Below are 17,790 nucleotides of genomic sequence, written 5' to 3'. Positions count from 1 at the left end.
TACTGCGAAGCTCGTAACAGGGAAAACGGAATGAAACTGATCAAGGCCATCTTTATCGGCACGATATTGCTTGGTCTTATGGTTGTTTCCGGCTTTTTCATCTGGCTTGCCCCGATCGGCGCCGGTTACAGCGCAAAGATCATGTGTTCGGCCATTTTTGTAAACAGGCTGCCATCCAGCCGGGCGCAGGCCGAAGATGTTCTGGCTGATAACAACCCGCTATTGTCATTGATTACGATCAATGTTGATCTGCGCAACCAGACTGTTAGCGCACATGCCTTTGGTTTTCGCAAACGCTGGGCGGTGTATCGACCACATCTGGGTTGCGTTCTAGCCAATGACGCAGACCAGATCACCCGTTTACGCAACAGCACCCCGCTTATCAGCCCCATCACGGCAAGGCCGCTTTTAACCGGACCATTGCCAATTGATGTCGAACGCCGTGCACTTACCGGCCTGTTGTTTGACGCGATGGATGAACCCGGCCCGAAACCAACACGGCGCACCCGCGCCCTTGTCATTTTGCATCAAGGCAAGGTGATTGCAGAACGTTATGACGACGGGATTTCGGCCAACACGCCCCTTCCCGGCTGGTCGATGACCAAAAGCGTGTTTAATGCGCTGCTTGGTCGGATGCAGTTCGAAGGCATGATTGGCGACATGGCCGACCCGGTCCTGATCAATGAATGGCACGCAGAAGCAGGCGACCCACGCGCGACCATCACCTATGACAACTTACTGCATATGAGCAGTGGTCTCGAATTTGATGAAAGCTATGCCAACCCGTTATCAGACGTTGTGCAGATGCTGTTTATCGAGCCGGCCGCCGCCGGGTTTGCCGTGTCCCAACCACTTGCCAATCCGCCCGGGGAGGTCTTTTCCTATAACTCCGGGACAACCAACATTCTATCGGCTGCAATCCGCAATCTGAGCGGATCGCGCGAAACATACCAAAAACGTCCGGCAGAACTTCTGTTCCGTCCGCTTGGCATTAACAATGCCGTGATTGAAACCGATCAGGATGGCTACTTTATCGCATCAAGCTTCATGCATGCCACCGCGCGCGATTGGGCAAAAATCGGCCAGTTGTTCCTGCAAGACGGCGTATGGGACGGCGAACGTCTTTTACCCAAAGAATGGGTGACGTATTCCACCACCCCGGCACCAGCCGCGCCAAATGGTAATTACGGCGCGCATTGGTGGCTTGATCTACCGGGCGGCACTGATAGCCGCCCTGGTGCACCGCAGGTACCCGATGATGCCTTTTTCGCGCTTGGACATGATGGACAATCCATCAGCGTCATTCCGTCAAAAGAACTGGTTGTTGTTCGTTTGGGCCTGACACGCAACCGCGATGGTTTTGATTTGCGCCAGTTCATCGCCAACCTGAGCCAGCTTTTCCCAACGGTTGACCCAAACGCCATCAAGCTGCCAGACGGCGAAGGCGAGGATCAGGGTGCAGGGCAGAACGAAAAACCTGCTGAATAAAGCCAGCTTAGATCAAACCAACAACATATCCCAGCAATGCCCCCCAACCCGACCAAGGCCCACACCGGCATGACCCGCCATTGCAGGATGGCAAAGGCCACAGCGACGCAGACGATATCGACAACATCATGAATGGCCCCGGTCCAGATCGGATCATATAAAACCGCCGCCAGCAAGCCGACCACAGCCGCGTTCACCCCCAGCAACCCTGCCCGCATGCTTTGCACATGCCGTACACGATCCCAGAACGGCAAAATGCCAATCACCAGCAACCATGCAGGCAGGAAAATCGCGATGAGTGTGATCAAAGCCGTAACCGAACTGATCAACCACGTGCCCGATCCCTCACCCGCATGAAGCACAGCCCCAAGATAGGCGGCAAAGGTAAAAATCGGACCGGGCACGGCCTGTGTTGCGCCGTACCCGGCAAGGAAGGCTTCCTGATTAACCCAACCGGGATCAACCACGGCAGCCTCAAGCAAGGGCAAAACAACATGCCCACCGCCAAACACCAACGCCCCACTGCGATAGAATCCGTTTATGACGGCAAACAGCCCGCTGTGATCAAAATGGGCGACAATCGGCAGTCCTGCGAGCAACACAAAGAACACGCCAAGCGCAAAAACCGCCCCCTTGGTGGAATGCGATGTTGGCGCATCGCAGCTCTCGGGCTCGGTTACAGTACGTAGTAGGATAAATCCGGCAATCATCCCGCCGATAATCACACCAAACTGTGCCAACACCGTATCGCTGACAATCATCACACCGGCCGCAACTACCGCAATGGTGGCACGTGGCACGTCCGGACACAGATTTCGGGCCATCCCGACAAGCGCATGGGCGACAACGCCAACCGCCACCAATTTGAGCCCCCGAATGACGTTATCAATCGCCGCCAGATCAAAGTGCACAAATGTCATGCCAAGAACCGCCAAGACAATCGCCGACGGCATGGTAAAGCCAAGCCACGCCACCAATGATCCACGCACCCCGCCAAGCGCCATGCCAATTCCCATCCCGACCTGTGAACTGGCCGGTCCGGGGGCGAATTGACACAAAGCCACCAGATCGGCATAGCGCGCATCACTTAGCCAGCGACGACGATGCACGAACTCTTCGCGGAAATAACTGATATGGGCGACCGGCCCGCCAAAGCTGGTCAGGCCAAGACGCAAAAAGATCAGGAAAACCTGCCAAAGTGTGACCCCATCGGATGGCAGAACACCTGTATCGGCGTTGTTTGCCCCGCCCTTATCCTGATCGGTTTTCGCCGCATCACTTGGTGTCTTTTGTGACATTGCCGGTCTCGTCCCCTGATCGTTTGGCATATTCGTGCCGCCAGACCATATCCAATGGCGCCAATGGCGAAAAGCCAAAAGCCGACCATTTGGCAATCGTCACTAAACCATAACAAAACCCCTGCCACGCGGTTTGAACCGAATGACAGGGGTTTGATTTTTAAATCGCAACGTCTTAACCGCCTTATCGGAAGGCTGGCTCGTCCAACGACCGCAATTTGCGCGAATGAAGCTGATTGACGTCCTGGCGCAGCGTATCGATCGTATCAAGCCCGACCTGAAGGTGCTGGCCGATACGCTGACGATAGAACGTGTTTGCCATGCCCGGCAGTTTCAATTCGCCGTGCACCGGTTTGTCCGACACACACAGCAACGTTCCATACGGAACGCGGAACCGGAAACCGTTGGCGGCAATGGTCGCACTTTCCATATCGACCGCAATTGCCCGTGACTGATTAAGACGGACAAACAGCTCGCTATAACGCAGTTCCCAGTTCCGGTTATCGGTTGTGGCAACCGTCCCGGTCCGCATGCGTGCCTTCATCTCGCGGCCTTTAAGACCAGTGATTTTGGTCACCGAATTTGCCAGTGCGACTTGCACCTCGGCAATTGGCGGTACGGGAACCCACAATGGCAGATCGGAATCGAGCACATGATCATCGCGGACATACCCGTGTGCAAGAACGTAATCCCCCAAAAGCTGACTACGGCGCAATCCGGCACAATGGCCCAGCATCAACCAGCAATGCGGTCGCAGGACCGCGATATGGTCGGTGGCCGTTTTGGCATTCGACGGGCCAACACCGATATTGACCAGCGTCACGCCCAACCCGTCTTCGCGGACCAGATGGTAGGATGGCATCTGAGGCAGTTGTGCTGCCGCCTCACCGCTTTCTTTCCACTTTTTGGGGGCGTTTTTGCTGACATGGACCTTTGGCCCCGGCTCGACAAAGGCGATATACGGACTTTCGGGATCATCAAGCTGTTCCTTGGCAAACTCGATAAACTCGTCGACATAGCGCTGATAGTTGGTGAACAGCACGAATTTTTGAAAATGTTCCGGTGCGGTTGCCGTGTAATGGCGAAGACGTGCCAGCGAATAATCAACCCGTTCACCCGAAAACAGCGACAGCGGCTTTGGCCCGGCTGTCACCCCGTAATGAACACCGTTTGCGATGTCATCATCGGTCCGCGCCAGATCAGGCATATCAAAGACCATCTGCAACTGACGGATATCGGTCGGGCCGATGCTATCGGTTGCGGTTTCGACCAGAAACGGCAATGGGATCGGACGATCCGACACACCGACAACAACCGGAACGTCGTGATTTTTCAGCAGAAGCTCAATCTGCTGGCGGTAATATTCTTCAAACACATCCGGACGGGTGAGCGTCGTGCCATAAACACCGGGGTCACGAGGCGCACCAAAAGACAATGTACTTTCGACATGCAGCTTTTCCGGCGGCACTTCAATTCCCAGATAGGGGTAGTATGCGCGCACAGGGGAAGATTGCTTACCTTCGCCAAAAAGATCAAAGGCCTCTTGGACAGCCTTGGCACCGTTCGCATAGATGTCCTTTATGCGATCAAGTGCCTTTTGGGCGTCGGTGAATTCAAACAGTTCTCTTACAGACCCGTGAACTTCTGAAACCATAATGGATGCTCCTTTTTGTTATTGTTGTTTGGTCCTGTTGTTTTGCGTCTACATGACTTTATTCAAGTGACAGCAAATAACAACAGCCCTTGGAGCGAGAGATTTATCACCGCCCGCCCGTCACCTGACAACCGAAAACTTTTTAGGTTTCCTCAATCAGCAGGCGAAGTCGTCTTCATGCCATTACATGCATGTTTCGCTTTGGCCCGGTTTGCCGTCGGTTTCAGCAGGTTATGACTTATATGTCGGGATGATTTTCAAGAATTCCAAATGACAGTTTTGATGCTCTGATCATAACAGCATCAAAAACACTGGCACGCCTTTGGCGTCGTCCTGTACGAAACTGGAATGCAGATAAAAAAGGGCCGAAACCGGGGGACGGTTTCGGCAATTTCGAGGAGGTGCCTTAGACGTTGAGGGAAAAGACGGTCAACCTCGATGTGTTTTCATTATCTGACCATTGGTCACTAAAGTCAATATTATTTTATATCAACTTCCATGCATGAAATGCATATCTCAACTGCATGCCCCTACTTTACTTGACAGTTCGCGCAATTTTTTCAGCCGACGAAACGCTTCGATATCAAATGTCCCGTCGTCACCTATATAGTCTGCTTGTATGTTTTCAACAACATCAGCTGCCCGCAGGTCACTTTTTACAAGACTTTCAATTTCTTGTTCTTCTTCTTTGTCACCAAGTGTCCCGCGAACGTAGGCAAGGATGTCCTCCTTGCCATAGATCGCAAGAACCGCACACATTTTAAGCTGCCTCTGAAACATAACGGGATGCATGTTCACGTGCTTCGATTCGACCGACTGACGCACGCAGTTTGCGGCGTGCACGGCCAACGCGGGATTTTACAGTCCCGATTTCCACACACATCTGATCCGCAGCATCCTGATAGGATACGTCTTCAACAGCCGTTAGCATGATTGCCTCACGTTCCTGCTCAGGCAGCTCTTCAAGAACGCGGTCAGCATCACGAAGCTGCAAACGCGCCATCTGATTGCTGCCATGGCCGTAAACGTCGCCCAGATCGTCCCAGTCCACTTGCGGACCACGTGTTTTTTCCCGGCGCTTGCCCGAAATAAACGTGTTGAACAGGATCCGGTGCAACCAGGCCTTCAGGCTCGTACCTTCTTCGAACTGATCCTTTTTGCTGATGGCTTTCAACAGGGTGTCCTGAACCAGATCCTGTGCACGGTCCATGCTGCCAGCCAGACGATATGCATGACGGCGCAACGCGGGTACATGATCTTCGATTTCATTCATCACTTGTTTAGACATCACAACCTCCTTGTTCGATGACCCAACCGTAACAAATAAAAATAATAGTTAAAGTAAAATCGTATACTTCACTTAGGCAATACAGTGAAGTTGCTGCATGTACATAACAACATCAACACACATATTTGACACATTATAGTTTACCGGCTGAATGTACATCCATTACTATACATAATTACTTTACATTACTTACTTAACTGAATGGACTTACACCAACTAAGCAAGATGGTTGTCTTATGGAACAAACAGCGGTAACGTAACTTACTCAAAAATTTTGAAGTGCCTTGATAATCAACGGCTTCAGGCGGATGTTAGTCCCGCAGTAAACGACAGGAAACCCACGTGGCATCCCCGAAAAGAACAGAAAAACTCCAGATTATGCTGGATGACGATGAACTAAAGGTCATTGATGATTGGCGTTTTGAACATCGTATGCCGACGCGTGCTGCCGCAATCCGCGAGCTTATCCGCCGCGGCTTGATCAACGAAAAGCTCGCTGAACCGGAAACCGATGGCAAAGCCACAACCGATTTCCGCGTCGAATCAGAATAAATTTTCTGTTTGATAATGAAAATGGCCCGGTAATTTACCGGGCCATTTGTCTTTTTCATGCTGTATCAGCCAGAATTTCGACTGACTTTTGACTTTCGCCCCTCGAATATGCGAGCGATTCCGGCCCCGAAACCTAAAACCAGCAACCATAAACCGTAATATCGCAATGCGCGCGAAGCCGAAATTGCAATAACAAACAGCCAAATCGGATAGGATGCTGCCCCGGCAGCCAATGCCGCAATTTGCATGGGGACTGGCGTGATACTGATGGCAAACACCACCCAGAACCCACCCGTTTCAAATTTGGTCTGCAAGTCGTCAAACTGCGCCTGACCGCCCGCCATATCAATTAACGGCTGGGCCAGATCGTCAAACAGCAGATAGGCCAAAAGATACAACGCCAATGCACCTGCGACACTGCCAGCAAGTGTCACTGTCGCGACAATAAAACCGCGCGCACGCGACGCGGCCATTACCGGCGCTATCACAATTTCAATGGGGATAGGGATGATTGTGGTTTCCATGAAGGACGCCAGCGCAATCCCCCAAAGCCCCTTTCGGCCCGCCGCCAGCGTAGCAAGACGGTCCTGCCAGATTTTCAGTTTTTGCCGCATCGACGATGGTGATTGTTGTTTTTCATTTTTTGCCATTCAGACAGCCCTTTGCATCGACCTAACGAATGTCCGCACAAAGAAACAGCCCGCCCGAAATGGGCGGGCTGCAACTCCCGGAACGTCACGTCACCGAGTTCAAGTTGTGATGTCTTACTCGACGGCTTGATCGTCCGAGAGAGCATTCTGAGCATCTTCAAGCGCGGTCATGGTATTTTTCTTTACCTCTTCCCAGCTTTCGGCGGACGCTTCCTTCGCGTCTTCGAACGCCTCACCGAGCTCGGCGCTTGCACCATTCCATGCCTCAGCAAGCTCATCGACAGCTTCTTCGCTGTCCTGTTTCACACTCGCTGATACCTCGTCATACTGGTCGCCCAACTGGTCACTTTTCTCTTCGACCCAAGCCAGAAACTCATCTTTCTCTTCATAGGTGAAGTCCTTCGCGTCTTCATACTCGCTCGCGACCTCGTCACCCATTTTGTTGGCGTCCGATTTCATTGCGTCGTCGGTTGCCATCGTATCTGCCTGGTCGGTCGTAGCAGTCGATCCGGCATATACAGGACCGGCAACAGCAAAAGACATTATCGTACCAACCATAAGTGCAGTTTTACTAAACATCACAACCTCCTTATTCGTGAAATACAGCGCAATTACTTGCACGCTGCTTACAATGATCAACGGATGGGTCAAAAGAATGTTCCAATTATGTTGATTTTAATTCATGGAACTTTTGCCTCCCCCTTTACGTTTTTAAAGCAACTACCCGCGATACGGCGTACGTCTTGCGCCTGTCGCAGTCGCATAAAGACGCTCAAGAAACCAAAGGAGTTTTGAGATGGCACATAGCAGTATGAAAACTGTTGCGAAGGAATTTCCCGTCGATGCCGGTGTCGATCGCAAGGATCGTCAGAAACTTGCCAAAATGCTCACCCGGATCGTTGGTTCGTCGCACGTGCTTTATGCCAAAACCCGCGGCGTTCACTGGAACGTTGTTGGACCGGCCTTTTATTCGCTGCATAAAATGACCGAAGAACACTATGAAGATCTGCACGTCGCCAACGACGATATGGCAGAACGCATCCGCGCAATCGGTTTCGCAGCACCGACCGGGATTACGGAAATGATTGAACATTCCGTCATCACCGATCAGGAAAAGCTCCTTCCGGCCAACGAAATGGTCAAGGAACTGGTCGAGGATCATGAAAAAATGGCCCGACTGATCCGTGACGGTGTTGCCGCAGCAGAAGAAGTCGAGGACGTAAAAACCGCCGACCTTCTGACCGAACGCATCGGCGTGCACGAAGAATCCGCATGGATGTTGCGTGCAACAATTTCCTGATCTTGCCATAATGCTGACCGGTGTCTGACACAGGCACCGGTCACAATGCATTTTTCCTTATCAAAGGGGATCCCGGTGAAAAACTCCGATCTAACGGGCAAAGTCAGTCTGTTGCTGACCAAATCAAAGCTTCCCGACGACTGGCGCCAGAATGGTGCCCAAGCCTTACGTGATGTGTTTGAAGATGCCGGGTATCAGACGAACCTGACCCTGTGTGAGGATCCATCCAAGATTTGTGACTGCATCATCAACGACACCGAACCGGGCGATATCGTTGTCGTTGGCGGCGGAGATGGCACAATGAATGCCATTCTTGATACCGTGATTGAACACAAGGTGGTGTTGATCCCCCTGCCCCTTGGCACGGCCAATGATTTTGCCCGCACACTGACATTGCTTGATGATCCCTTGACCGCCGCGCGTTCGGCAATTCATGGTCGGATCGCAATGATTGATGTTGGTCAGGTCAATGATCAGACTTTTGTAAATGCGGCGAGCATCGGCGTGCCCGCAGATGCCCGGCACCGCATCAATCCGGATTTAAAACGTGCATTTGGCGCTGTGAGCTATGCAGTGGCAAACTGGCAAAGCTGGCAGGAAATGACGCCGATGGATCTGTCGGTGACGTGTGGCGATAACGCACCACAGTCGCTGACACTTCGGCAGTTGACCGTAACCAATGGTCGTTATTTCGGTGGCGGACTGCGCCCAAGCGAAGCCAAGCGCCCCGATGACGGCTACCTTCATATGTTTGCCATCCGCGATAGCGTCGATACACTAAGCGGCATGGACATTGCCGCCGAACTTCTGTTTGGCTCGGTCGATGACAGCACCTATGCCCTGACCATGGAATGTGACGAGATCACCATCACCGGGCAGGATGGCGCACCGATCCTTGCCGACGGCGAAATCATCAGTAAACTTCCCGCACATTTCACCATCCATCGCCGCGTGCTTCCCGTATTTGCACCAAACACCTTTTTTGATCTCGATACAGACGGTGCCCCACAGGAAGAAAGCCCGCACGCAGACCTTACGCAGCGGGCCCTGATCAACGATATCATGGTAGATACCCTCGATTTTGCGATCCGTTTGGAAGCAATATTTCCAGTGGCCAAAAGCGGCACATTACGGGCGGTCTGCAACGATGGCGCACGCGATCTCCGCGCTATTTCCCGTCAGCTTGAACTAGCCCTACACAAATATGGCCTTCCGACATCGTCACCCGATCCGGATTTGCACAGCCTGGAAGAACTCCGTGACCATGTTATGGGCTGGTTGCTTGAAAACGCCGACCAGCGGCTGGCACATGGCCTTAAAACCCGCTCAGATGCCCTGTCAACGCAAACAGAGCAGATTGACATGACGCAATTGCCTGCTGATGCGCAACACCCTATGGACGCACTTAAAAGTGAAATCAGCCGCATCAGCGAAAGTTTTGCGGAACTAAAGGCATAACAAAAAGGCAGCCTCATCAGACTGTCTTTTCAAATTCTCTGTCCGCAGTTAAAATGCAACCGCAAATCTAATCTAGTCTTCAAGCCCGGCCAAACTGCGCGCAAAAGACCTTGCCTCGAACGGGCGTAAGTCTTCGGCGGCTTCACCAACACCAATCGCATGCACCGGCTTGCCGAATTTTTCGGCCAGCGCGACAACAACGCCCCCTTTGGCTGTGCCATCAAGCTTGGTGACAATCAGCCCGCTAACATTTGTTGCCTGGGAAAATGTTTCGACCTGTGAATGGGCGTTTTGGCCGGTGGTCGCATCAAGCACCAGAAGCGTATCATGCGGCGCCGTTTCATCGCGCTTGGTGATCACCCGGACAATCTTTTTCAGTTCGTCCATCAGATGCGCCTTGTTTTGCAGGCGACCGGCAGTATCAACCAACAGCACGTCATAGCCTTCGCGCTTGGCCTGATCAATCGCATCAAAGGCAAGACCGGCGGCATCCGCCCCGGTATCACGCGCAATCACCGGGCAATCGGTGCGCTCACCCCAGACTTTAAGTTGCTCGACCGCGGCTGCACGGAATGTGTCGCCCGCCGCCATCATGACCTTGAGGCCCTGATCCTTATATGTTTTTGCAAGCTTGCCGATTGTTGTGGTTTTACCCGATCCATTAACACCAACCACCAAAATCACATGGGGTTTCTTTGTCGGATCAATCACCAGTGGCTTGGCCACAGGCTCCAGGATTTTGGCAACTTCATCAGCGATAAATTGCTGAATTTCCGCAGAATTGACTTCTTTGTCGAACCGGGTTTTGGCCAGTTCCGCGCTCAGCTTGGCAGCAGCTGTAACCCCAAGGTCCGATGTAATCAGAAGATCTTCAAATTCTTCAAGCGCATCATCATCAAGACGGCGCTTGGTGAAGATGTCGGCAATCCCGGTGGTCAGCTTTGAGGAGGAGCGTTTCAGCCCGTTTTTTAACCGGGCAAACCAGCTTGTCTTCCCCTCTTCACTCATCCCGTAAGCTCCGCTATCAGTTTTCCATCTTCAAGGCCGGTGACTTTGGCCTTGGCTATTGTGCCCGCTTCTATCACGCGATCGAGCATAACGGGAGCAAAATGCTCCGTATGGCCGGTATTTTCCTTTTCAACCAAGACATTCTCGATCATGCCGATGCGTGATTTCAGGAATGTGTTGAGTTGAATATCCCCTGCGGCGCGCAAAGCGGCCGCACGATCCTTACGAATGTCTTTTCGCACCTGGGGCATTTTTGCCGCCGGTGTGCCGGGTCGTGATGAGTACGGGAAGACATGCAGGTAAATCAGGCCGCATTCGTCAACAAGACGCAGGGTATTTTCGGCCATCTCGTCAGTTTCGGTCGGGAAACCGGCAATGATATCGGCGCCAAACGTCACGTCGGATCGTAGATCGCGGACTTTTTCGCAAAAATCAACCACATCTTGGCGCAAATGACGACGTTTCATGCGTTTGAGAACCATGTCATCACCCGCCTGCAAACTGATATGCATATGAGGCATCAGACGCGGTTCGGTTTCGATCAAACGGAATAAGTCTTCATCAACCTCGACCGGATCAATCGATGAAATGCGCAGGCGCGGCAATTCAGGGACCTGTGCCAACAACCGACGCGACATCTGACCCAAGGTCGGTTTGCCGGGTAAATCATGACCATAGGACGTGATATCGACACCGGTCAGAACGACTTCCCCATATCCATTCGCCACCAATTCGCGCACCTGACTGACGATTTCGCCCATCGGCACACTGCGGGAATTGCCCCGGCCAAACGGGATGATGCAAAACGTACAACGATGATCACAACCGTTTTGGACCTGCACAAAGGCGCGCGCACGGCCTTCAAACCCGGAAACAAGGTGATTTGCGGTTTCCTCGACTGACATGATGTCGTTAACGACAACACGTTCGTGGTCGGGCATCAGGAATGTTTCGGCCTTCATCTTGGCATCGTTGCCAAAGATGCGGTCAATTTCGCCCATCTTGGCGAATTTGTCCGGGTTGACCTGAACCGCACAGCCGGTCACGAAAATCTTGGCGTCCGGATTTTCACGACGCAGGCGGCGAATGCTTTGCCGCGCCTGACGTTCCGCCTCGGTCGTGACCGCACAGGTATTGATAATGATCGCATCATCAAGTCCCGCATTTTTGGCATGGTCGCGCATCACCTCGGATTCATAGGTGTTCAAACGACATCCAAATGTAACGACGCGTGGCTCTTTGATGCTCGACATTTTGCGATCAATCTCAGGTTCGGGAAATATTCCACAATGTCCCTCAATGAAGGGCAAGTGCGGAGCGTCCGGCAAGGACAATCACCTTGCCGGGCGCTGGTTACATACGCTTTTGCACTGTTTAATGCAAGCCTGCGCCGTTCATGGCACACATGCACAAGACGCGCAAAACCACGCACTTTGGGCACATTTACAGTAGAACGATGTCTTACTCGGCAGCAAAGTGACGGTTGCGACCATCCTTTTTTGCGCGGTACAGCGCACTGTCTGCACGATCAATCAGTTTTGCCCCGCCTTCATGGGCAACATATTCCGCCGCACCGACCGAAACCGTCATATGGCCATATGAAGTCCCGGAATTCTTTGCCTTGATCTCACGTGCGGCGATGCGTTTACTCATATCGGCGGCAACTTCCATCGCATCATCAAGCGAGGTTTGCGGAAGCAAAATCGCGAATTCATCGCCGCCATAGCGCGCGACAATATCCCGACCCTTGATGTTGGCCTTAAGCATCGATGCGATCAAAACCAGAATTTCGTCGCCGATCCGATGACCAAACCGATCATTGATGGACTTGAACTGATCAAGATCCACCATCATCACACAAAACGGCTCGGCGTCTTCGCTGCTGTCATATTCCTTGGCAAGCTGGGACAACTGTTCTTCGAAATGCATGCGATTTGAAACGCGGGTCAGGCCATCTGTGTAAGACCGTTCGCGGGTTTGCTCAAGCTCGCGCTGAAGCAGAACAACGCGGTTAAGATATCCGTCCAACCGCACATGAAGGTTGTCGATGGTGGATTTCATGTCTTCGGTCTGGTTAACAATCTCGCCCACAACCGGCCCGACGTCCTTGTGCGCGCGAAGGGTCCCCAACGAACTTTTCAGCAGTTCACCATAACTGCGGATATTGTTTCGGGCCGACGTCAGGCATTCGTCACTGTTTTCGACAACATGTGAAAAATCTTCCATCCCGCGCTGAAGGAAATCGGCGGCCTGACGGTCAAAGATATACCGATAGTATAGCTGCAGAAGGGTATCCTCGGCGAGATCATCACCGCTGGCATTTACCGCATCAATAACCCGCAATATTTCCGGGTTTTCTGCAGCAAAATAAATGAACCACACATGATAAAGCTCGGGTGTTGGACGCAAACCGCGATCACGCAGGGCTTTCAGGGTTGCGTCGGCATATCCCCAATGACGCGATATCTGTTCTTCCGTCGCCGGCACAACGGTTGCTCCGGGTAATTTTATAAAAAAATCTCAATGGGTTATGATGATTTCGCATCAAATTCCGCACCAAGTTATCCTAATTCATCCCGCAGAGCCAGATTTACGCCGCAAAAACTATACTAAAGTGGTGGAATTCTTCCGGACTACTCACGCGCCCGGATCATCGTGCCTGCACCACGTTCTGTAAACAGCTCCAGCAAGACCGCATGCGGCGCACGACCATCAACAATTACAGATGCTTCAACCCCGTTCTGTACTGCATCCATGCAGGTTTCAGTTTTGGGTATCATGCCGCCTTGAATGGTCCCGTCCGCGATCATCTCATTGATATGGTCAATGGTGGCGTCCCGAACAAGGTTCTTGTCTCCATCAAGTATACCTTTTACATCCGTCAGCATATACAAACGGCTTGCACCAACCGCCTTGGCGATCGCGCCAGCAGCGGTATCAGCATTGATATTGTATGTCTGCCCGTCTTCGCCAACACCGATGGGCGAAATAACCGGAATAATGTCGGTATTGATAAAGCAATCAAGCACATGCGGGTCCACTTTGACCGGTTCGCCGACAAAGCCAAGATCGAGCACTTTTTCGATATTGCTTTCAGGATCACGTTTGGTCCGCGTCAGTTTACGCGCGGTGATAAGATTGGCATCCTTACCGCACAGACCAACAGCAACGCCGCCAGCGGCATTGATGTTTGAAACAATTTCCTTGTTGATTTTCCCTGCCAGAACCATTTCGACAACGTCGATGGTCTGTTGATCGGTCACCCGAAGACCATCAACAAATTCCGACTGGATATTAAGCTGCTTAAGCATCTGGCCAATCTGCGGTCCCCCGCCATGCACCACAATCGGGTTCATGCCGACCTGCTTTAAAAGCACCACATCCTGTGCAAACAAACGCGCCAGTTCGGGGTCACCCATCGCGTGACCGCCGTATTTAATCACAATCGTCTGACCGTTAAAGCGACGCATATAGGGAAGAGCTTCGGATAGGACCTTCGCACGGGCCAACGTCCGGTATGCGCTGGATTCCGATTGATCTTCTTCAGAACGGATTTCTTCGTTCATCCTACTCTTCCCCATATTAACGCATCAGACCGGAAATTTTACAGCAGCGACGCGATTTCAGCGCGCAATTCGGCCAGTCCGGTATTCTTTTCACTCGACGTCGCAAAGATTTTTGGCAAGGCCGCTGGATGCTTAACCAGTGCATTGACCACTTCCTTGATACGTTTTTCGAGCTGTCCCTTTTTTAGCTTATCAGCCTTGGTCAGCACAACCTGATAGGTCACGGCACTTTCATCAAGCACCTTCATCATGTCGAGGTCGGCTTTCATAAAGCCATGCCGTGAATCAATCAACACGAAGACACGCCGCAGGGTTACCCGACCACGCAGATACTGCTTGATCAGGTTTTGCCAAGTATCAACGATGTCTTTTGGGGCTTGTGCAAAACCATAGCCCGGCAAATCGACAACATGGCAGGCGCCATCAAGATCAAAATAGTTAAGCTGCTGCGTCCGGCCTGGTGTGTTGGACGTACGCGCGATGTCCTTACGGCCCGTGATCGCGTTGATCAGGCTGGATTTACCAACATTGGACCGTCCGGCAAAACAGATTTCCGTTTTGTCTTCAGGCGGCAATTGCTCAAGCTGGGCAACACCCAAAAGAAAGGTAACCGGGCGGGAAAAAAGTTTCCGCCCGGCTTCAATTTGCGGTGCTTTGTATGTCGGTATTGACGTTACCGACGGCAGGTTCTCGTCTGTCATCGTTCTTCCTTCCCCATGATCCGGGGATCTTCCCCGAAGGGAAGATCAACCCAGAAAGGGTAGATGGGGATTAAATCCCCATCTTATACATGATGTAGCGCTGCTGAATGATCGACAGCGTGTTGTTCCAGGCCCAATAGATCACAAGACCAGCCGGGAAGCTTGCCAGCATGAAGGTAAAGATCAGCGGCAAGAACATCATGATCTTGGCTTGGGTCGGATCGGCAGGCGCCGGGTTGAGTTTCTGCTGCAGGAACATGGTAAGCCCCATGATCAGCGGCCAGACACCAATCATCAACATCTGCGGCGGATCAAACGGGATCAGACCAAACAGGTTGAACAAAGACGTCGGATCCGGAGCAGACAAATCCTGAATCCAGCCAAAGAACGGCGCGTGACGCATCTCAATGCTCACAAACAGTACCTTGTACAGTGCAAAGAACACCGGGATCTGTACAATGATTGGCAAGCAACCCGAGGCAGGATTGATTTTCTCACGCTTGTACAGCGCCATCATTTCCTGTTGCTGACGTTGGCGGTCATCCTTGAACTGCTCGCGCATTTCAGTGATCTGCGGCTGCAGCTTTTTCATCGCACTCATGGATTTGTACGATTTATTCGCCAACGGGAACATGACTGCCTTAACGGCGACCGTGATCAGCAAAATGGCAACACCGAAGTTACCAACAAGATGATACATCCACTGTAGAACAAGGAAGAACGGTTTGGTCAGGAAGTAGAACCAGCCAAAATCAATCGCGAGATCGAAGTTGGTGATGCCGTAGTCCTCGGCATAAGTATCAAGCAAGGTCACTTCCTTGGCACCCGCAAACAGACGGGTTTCCGCCTTTGCTTCGCTGCCATTGGCAACCGTGCGAGCTGCACCAAGATAATCGGTCTGATACTTGTCCGTATTTTCAGCAAAATGGTGGCTGAAACGCGTGGTCATTTCCTCGTCCGAGGAAGGTGCCAGCGCAACCAGCCAATATTTATCGGTGATGCCAAGCCAGCCGCCGGTGGTTTTCTTTTCAACCGCACCGTCATCGGCAAGATCATCATAATCGATCTCGGTCAAAGTACCGTCGATCACGCCAAGCGGACCTTCATGCAGGATATAGAACCCTGCGGTCTGCGGCTTGTTCTTGCGCGAAATCAGACCGTAAGGATGCAGGGTAACTTCGCTACCGCTGTTATTGACCACTGACTGATTAACGGTGAACAGATAATTCTGATCGATGGAAATTTCGCGTTTGAAGGTCAGGCCGGCACCGTTATCCCAACTTAGCGTAATCGGGTTATCGACCGTCAGGGTGTCACCACTTGCGCTCCAGCGGGTTTCGCTGCTGGGCAGAACAACATCCTTGCCCGTACCGACCCAGCCGAACTCCGCGAAATAGGCATCACTGCTGCCGGTCGGGTTCAAAACATGGATCAGCGGGCTGTCGGGTTCTTCGGTTTCGTGATAATCCTGAAGCTGGATATCATCAATCACACCACCGACAAGACGTATCGAACCTTCGACGCGCGGCGTATCAATTGCGATACGTGGTGACTTCGCCAGTGCATCATCCCGATTAACGGTCGGGACAGCAGGCTGTCCCCCCGGGACACTTGGCCCACCGGTGGATGCCTGCGGCGGATTACTACCACTTGCATCAAGCTGTTCGCGAACTTGCGCTTCACGAACCTGAGTATCAGGCTCGGGCGCGAAGAAGAATTGCCAACCGATGAGAATCACAACTGCCGATGCAATTGCGACCCATAGGTTACGTTGTTCGTTCATCGCTTCTTTCCGCTTTTCTCAGCCAGCATCAACCGACCGATTATTCTATTTACATGACGAAAGCGCCGGGGATCGGTTTTCACCATCCGACGACGCTTTGTTTTGTTCGCAGCCACATTCGGGCACCGGATCATAACCATGACCACCCCATGGATGGCAACGCATTATCCGTTTAAATCCCATCCAGCCGCCTTTTATTGCCCCATGACGGGCCAATGCTTCCATCATGAAAGCCGAACAGGTCGGCTGATAACGGCAAGACCACCCGATATAAGGCGATAAAAAGAGCTGGTAACCGCGAACTGCGATTTGAAGAAGACGTGCAAGGGGACCGGGGGATGGACTCGAAGAGTTCATGTCGCAGGACCTCCTGCTTTTGTCGAACCGCCGGGCTTCTTTGCGCCGCCCCCCTTACGGGGACGACGAGAATTTGCCGGAGACGGCTTTGCATCAGGGACTTGGCGCAGGGCAAACCGCATATCATCAACCAGCTTTTCAAAAGGCCGATCAATGGTTTGGTTCCGACCGATCACAACATAATCCCAACCGGGCAATGCGAGTTCAGTCATCAATTGCTCTGCCACAGCACGCAAACGCCGCCGAACGCGATTGCGGACGACGGCCTTTCCCACCTTTTTGGTGACAGTAAAGCCTACTCGTACGAGCAGGTCTTCACCGGCGTATTCTGTATCCGGTTTGATCCCCGGGCGTGGTGCGCCCTGCAGGATCAATCCCTGTGTAACCCATTTTCGGCGGGTGCCCGCAACACGGAGGAATTCCGTACGCTTTTTAAGGCGTTCCACCGAAATGGTCACAACATTAGGCCGACAGACGCTTGCGGCCCTTGGCGCGGCGTGCGGTAAGCACACGGCGGCCACCGACGGTCGCGCTGCGGGAACGGAAGCCGTGGCGGCGTTTCCGTACGAGATTGCTAGGCTGGTAGGTGCGCTTCACTGCACTTACTCCGTTCTAAATAAGGTAATCCGATAAAATTCGAGGTCCGCTGTATAGGACTTCACACCCATGCTGTCAACTCGTGACAAG

General features: G+C 52.4%; 19 protein-coding genes. 4 read left to right on the top strand and 15 right to left on the bottom strand.

Going from position 1 to position 17,790, the window contains the following annotated elements; translation table 11 throughout:
• Positions 1 to 30 precede the first annotated feature (30 nt).
• Complete coding sequence (locus tag AC0VXT_RS03590; protein ID WP_475547526.1) at positions 31 to 1,488, top strand: serine hydrolase domain-containing protein; 1,458 nt, start codon at positions 31 to 33, stop codon at positions 1,486 to 1,488.
• On the opposite strand, the gene chrA is transcribed toward AC0VXT_RS03590, so the two are convergent.
• The 4 genes from chrA to AC0VXT_RS03570 form a co-directional block, all read right to left on the bottom strand.
• Entirely contained in the window at positions 1,452 to 2,786 is a 1,335-nt protein-coding gene (chrA, locus tag AC0VXT_RS03585; RefSeq protein ID WP_475547525.1) for a chromate efflux transporter, read from the bottom strand. The two genes, AC0VXT_RS03590 and chrA, sit on opposite strands and share 37 nt — an antisense overlap.
• A gap of 184 nt (positions 2,787 to 2,970) precedes the next feature.
• Complete coding sequence (locus AC0VXT_RS03580; RefSeq protein ID WP_412777133.1) at positions 2,971 to 4,440, bottom strand: AMP nucleosidase; 1,470 nt, start codon at positions 4,438 to 4,440, stop codon at positions 2,971 to 2,973.
• A gap of 516 nt (positions 4,441 to 4,956) precedes the next feature.
• The gene (locus AC0VXT_RS03575) at positions 4,957 to 5,199 is read right to left on the bottom strand and encodes a hypothetical protein (protein ID WP_475547524.1); all 243 of its coding nucleotides are present in this window, start codon (positions 5,197 to 5,199) and stop codon (positions 4,957 to 4,959) included.
• A 1-nt stretch (position 5,200) separates the two neighbouring features.
• Positions 5,201 to 5,728, bottom strand: coding sequence for an RNA polymerase sigma factor (locus AC0VXT_RS03570; RefSeq protein WP_022734130.1), 528 nt, complete (start codon positions 5,726 to 5,728; stop codon positions 5,201 to 5,203).
• A gap of 342 nt (positions 5,729 to 6,070) precedes the next feature.
• Here AC0VXT_RS03570 and AC0VXT_RS03565 point away from each other — a divergent pair, with 342 nt between their 5' ends.
• Positions 6,071 to 6,280, top strand: a complete 210-nt coding sequence (locus tag AC0VXT_RS03565; protein ID WP_022734131.1) for a hypothetical protein — start codon at positions 6,071 to 6,073, stop codon at positions 6,278 to 6,280.
• Between the two features lie 65 nt (positions 6,281 to 6,345).
• Here AC0VXT_RS03565 and AC0VXT_RS03560 read toward each other — a convergent pair whose 3' ends face one another.
• Both AC0VXT_RS03560 and AC0VXT_RS03555 read right to left on the bottom strand, forming a co-directional pair.
• Positions 6,346 to 6,930 carry a YqaA family protein gene (locus AC0VXT_RS03560; RefSeq protein WP_475547523.1) on the bottom strand — a complete coding sequence of 195 codons (585 nt, stop codon included), beginning with the start codon at positions 6,928 to 6,930 and terminating at the stop codon, positions 6,346 to 6,348.
• Between the two features lie 114 nt (positions 6,931 to 7,044).
• Positions 7,045 to 7,581, bottom strand: a complete 537-nt coding sequence (locus AC0VXT_RS03555; protein ID WP_475547522.1) for a hypothetical protein — start codon at positions 7,579 to 7,581, stop codon at positions 7,045 to 7,047.
• Between the two features lie 145 nt (positions 7,582 to 7,726).
• Here AC0VXT_RS03555 and AC0VXT_RS03550 point away from each other — a divergent pair, with 145 nt between their 5' ends.
• On the top strand, positions 7,727 to 8,230 hold the full coding sequence (locus AC0VXT_RS03550; RefSeq protein WP_475547521.1) for a Dps family protein: 504 nt from the start codon (positions 7,727 to 7,729) through the stop codon (positions 8,228 to 8,230).
• Between the two features lie 75 nt (positions 8,231 to 8,305).
• A complete protein-coding gene (locus AC0VXT_RS03545) occupies positions 8,306 to 9,688 on the top strand; it encodes a diacylglycerol/lipid kinase family protein (protein ID WP_475547520.1) in 1,383 nt (460 codons plus the stop codon).
• A gap of 72 nt (positions 9,689 to 9,760) precedes the next feature.
• On the opposite strand, the gene ftsY is transcribed toward AC0VXT_RS03545, so the two are convergent.
• The 9 genes from ftsY to rpmH all read right to left on the bottom strand — a co-directional run bounded on the left by ftsY (position 9,761) and on the right by rpmH (position 17,700).
• The gene (gene ftsY / locus AC0VXT_RS03540) at positions 9,761 to 10,696 is read right to left on the bottom strand and encodes a signal recognition particle-docking protein FtsY (RefSeq protein ID WP_475547519.1); all 936 of its coding nucleotides are present in this window, start codon (positions 10,694 to 10,696) and stop codon (positions 9,761 to 9,763) included.
• A complete protein-coding gene (mtaB, locus tag AC0VXT_RS03535; RefSeq protein ID WP_475547518.1) occupies positions 10,693 to 11,949 on the bottom strand; it encodes a tRNA (N(6)-L-threonylcarbamoyladenosine(37)-C(2))-methylthiotransferase MtaB in 1,257 nt (418 codons plus the stop codon). The genes ftsY and mtaB overlap by 4 nt, the downstream gene beginning before the upstream one ends.
• 208 nt (positions 11,950 to 12,157) lie before the next feature.
• Positions 12,158 to 13,183, bottom strand: coding sequence for a GGDEF domain-containing protein (locus tag AC0VXT_RS03530; protein WP_475547517.1), 1,026 nt, complete (start codon positions 13,181 to 13,183; stop codon positions 12,158 to 12,160).
• A gap of 146 nt (positions 13,184 to 13,329) precedes the next feature.
• Positions 13,330 to 14,262: an acetylglutamate kinase gene (gene argB / locus AC0VXT_RS03525; RefSeq protein ID WP_022734139.1), complete on the bottom strand. Its 933-nt coding sequence runs from the start codon at positions 14,260 to 14,262 to the stop codon at positions 13,330 to 13,332.
• A gap of 38 nt (positions 14,263 to 14,300) precedes the next feature.
• A complete protein-coding gene (gene yihA / locus AC0VXT_RS03520) occupies positions 14,301 to 14,963 on the bottom strand; it encodes a ribosome biogenesis GTP-binding protein YihA/YsxC (protein WP_022734140.1) in 663 nt (220 codons plus the stop codon).
• A gap of 70 nt (positions 14,964 to 15,033) precedes the next feature.
• On the bottom strand, positions 15,034 to 16,746 hold the full coding sequence (gene yidC / locus AC0VXT_RS03515; RefSeq protein WP_101301799.1) for a membrane protein insertase YidC: 1,713 nt from the start codon (positions 16,744 to 16,746) through the stop codon (positions 15,034 to 15,036).
• A gap of 45 nt (positions 16,747 to 16,791) precedes the next feature.
• A complete protein-coding gene (yidD, locus tag AC0VXT_RS03510; protein ID WP_022734142.1) occupies positions 16,792 to 17,103 on the bottom strand; it encodes a membrane protein insertion efficiency factor YidD in 312 nt (103 codons plus the stop codon).
• A complete protein-coding gene (gene rnpA, locus AC0VXT_RS03505; protein ID WP_475547516.1) occupies positions 17,100 to 17,561 on the bottom strand; it encodes a ribonuclease P protein component in 462 nt (153 codons plus the stop codon). Before rnpA ends, yidD begins: the two co-directional genes overlap by 4 nt.
• 4 nt (positions 17,562 to 17,565) lie before the next feature.
• Entirely contained in the window at positions 17,566 to 17,700 is a 135-nt protein-coding gene (gene rpmH / locus AC0VXT_RS03500) for a 50S ribosomal protein L34 (RefSeq protein WP_033369208.1), read from the bottom strand.
• Positions 17,701 to 17,790: the final 90 nt, after the last annotated feature.

The organism is Thalassospira sp. Z349TD_5, assembly GCF_056173045.1.
This window is presented reverse-complemented; position numbering and strand designations above follow the sequence as displayed.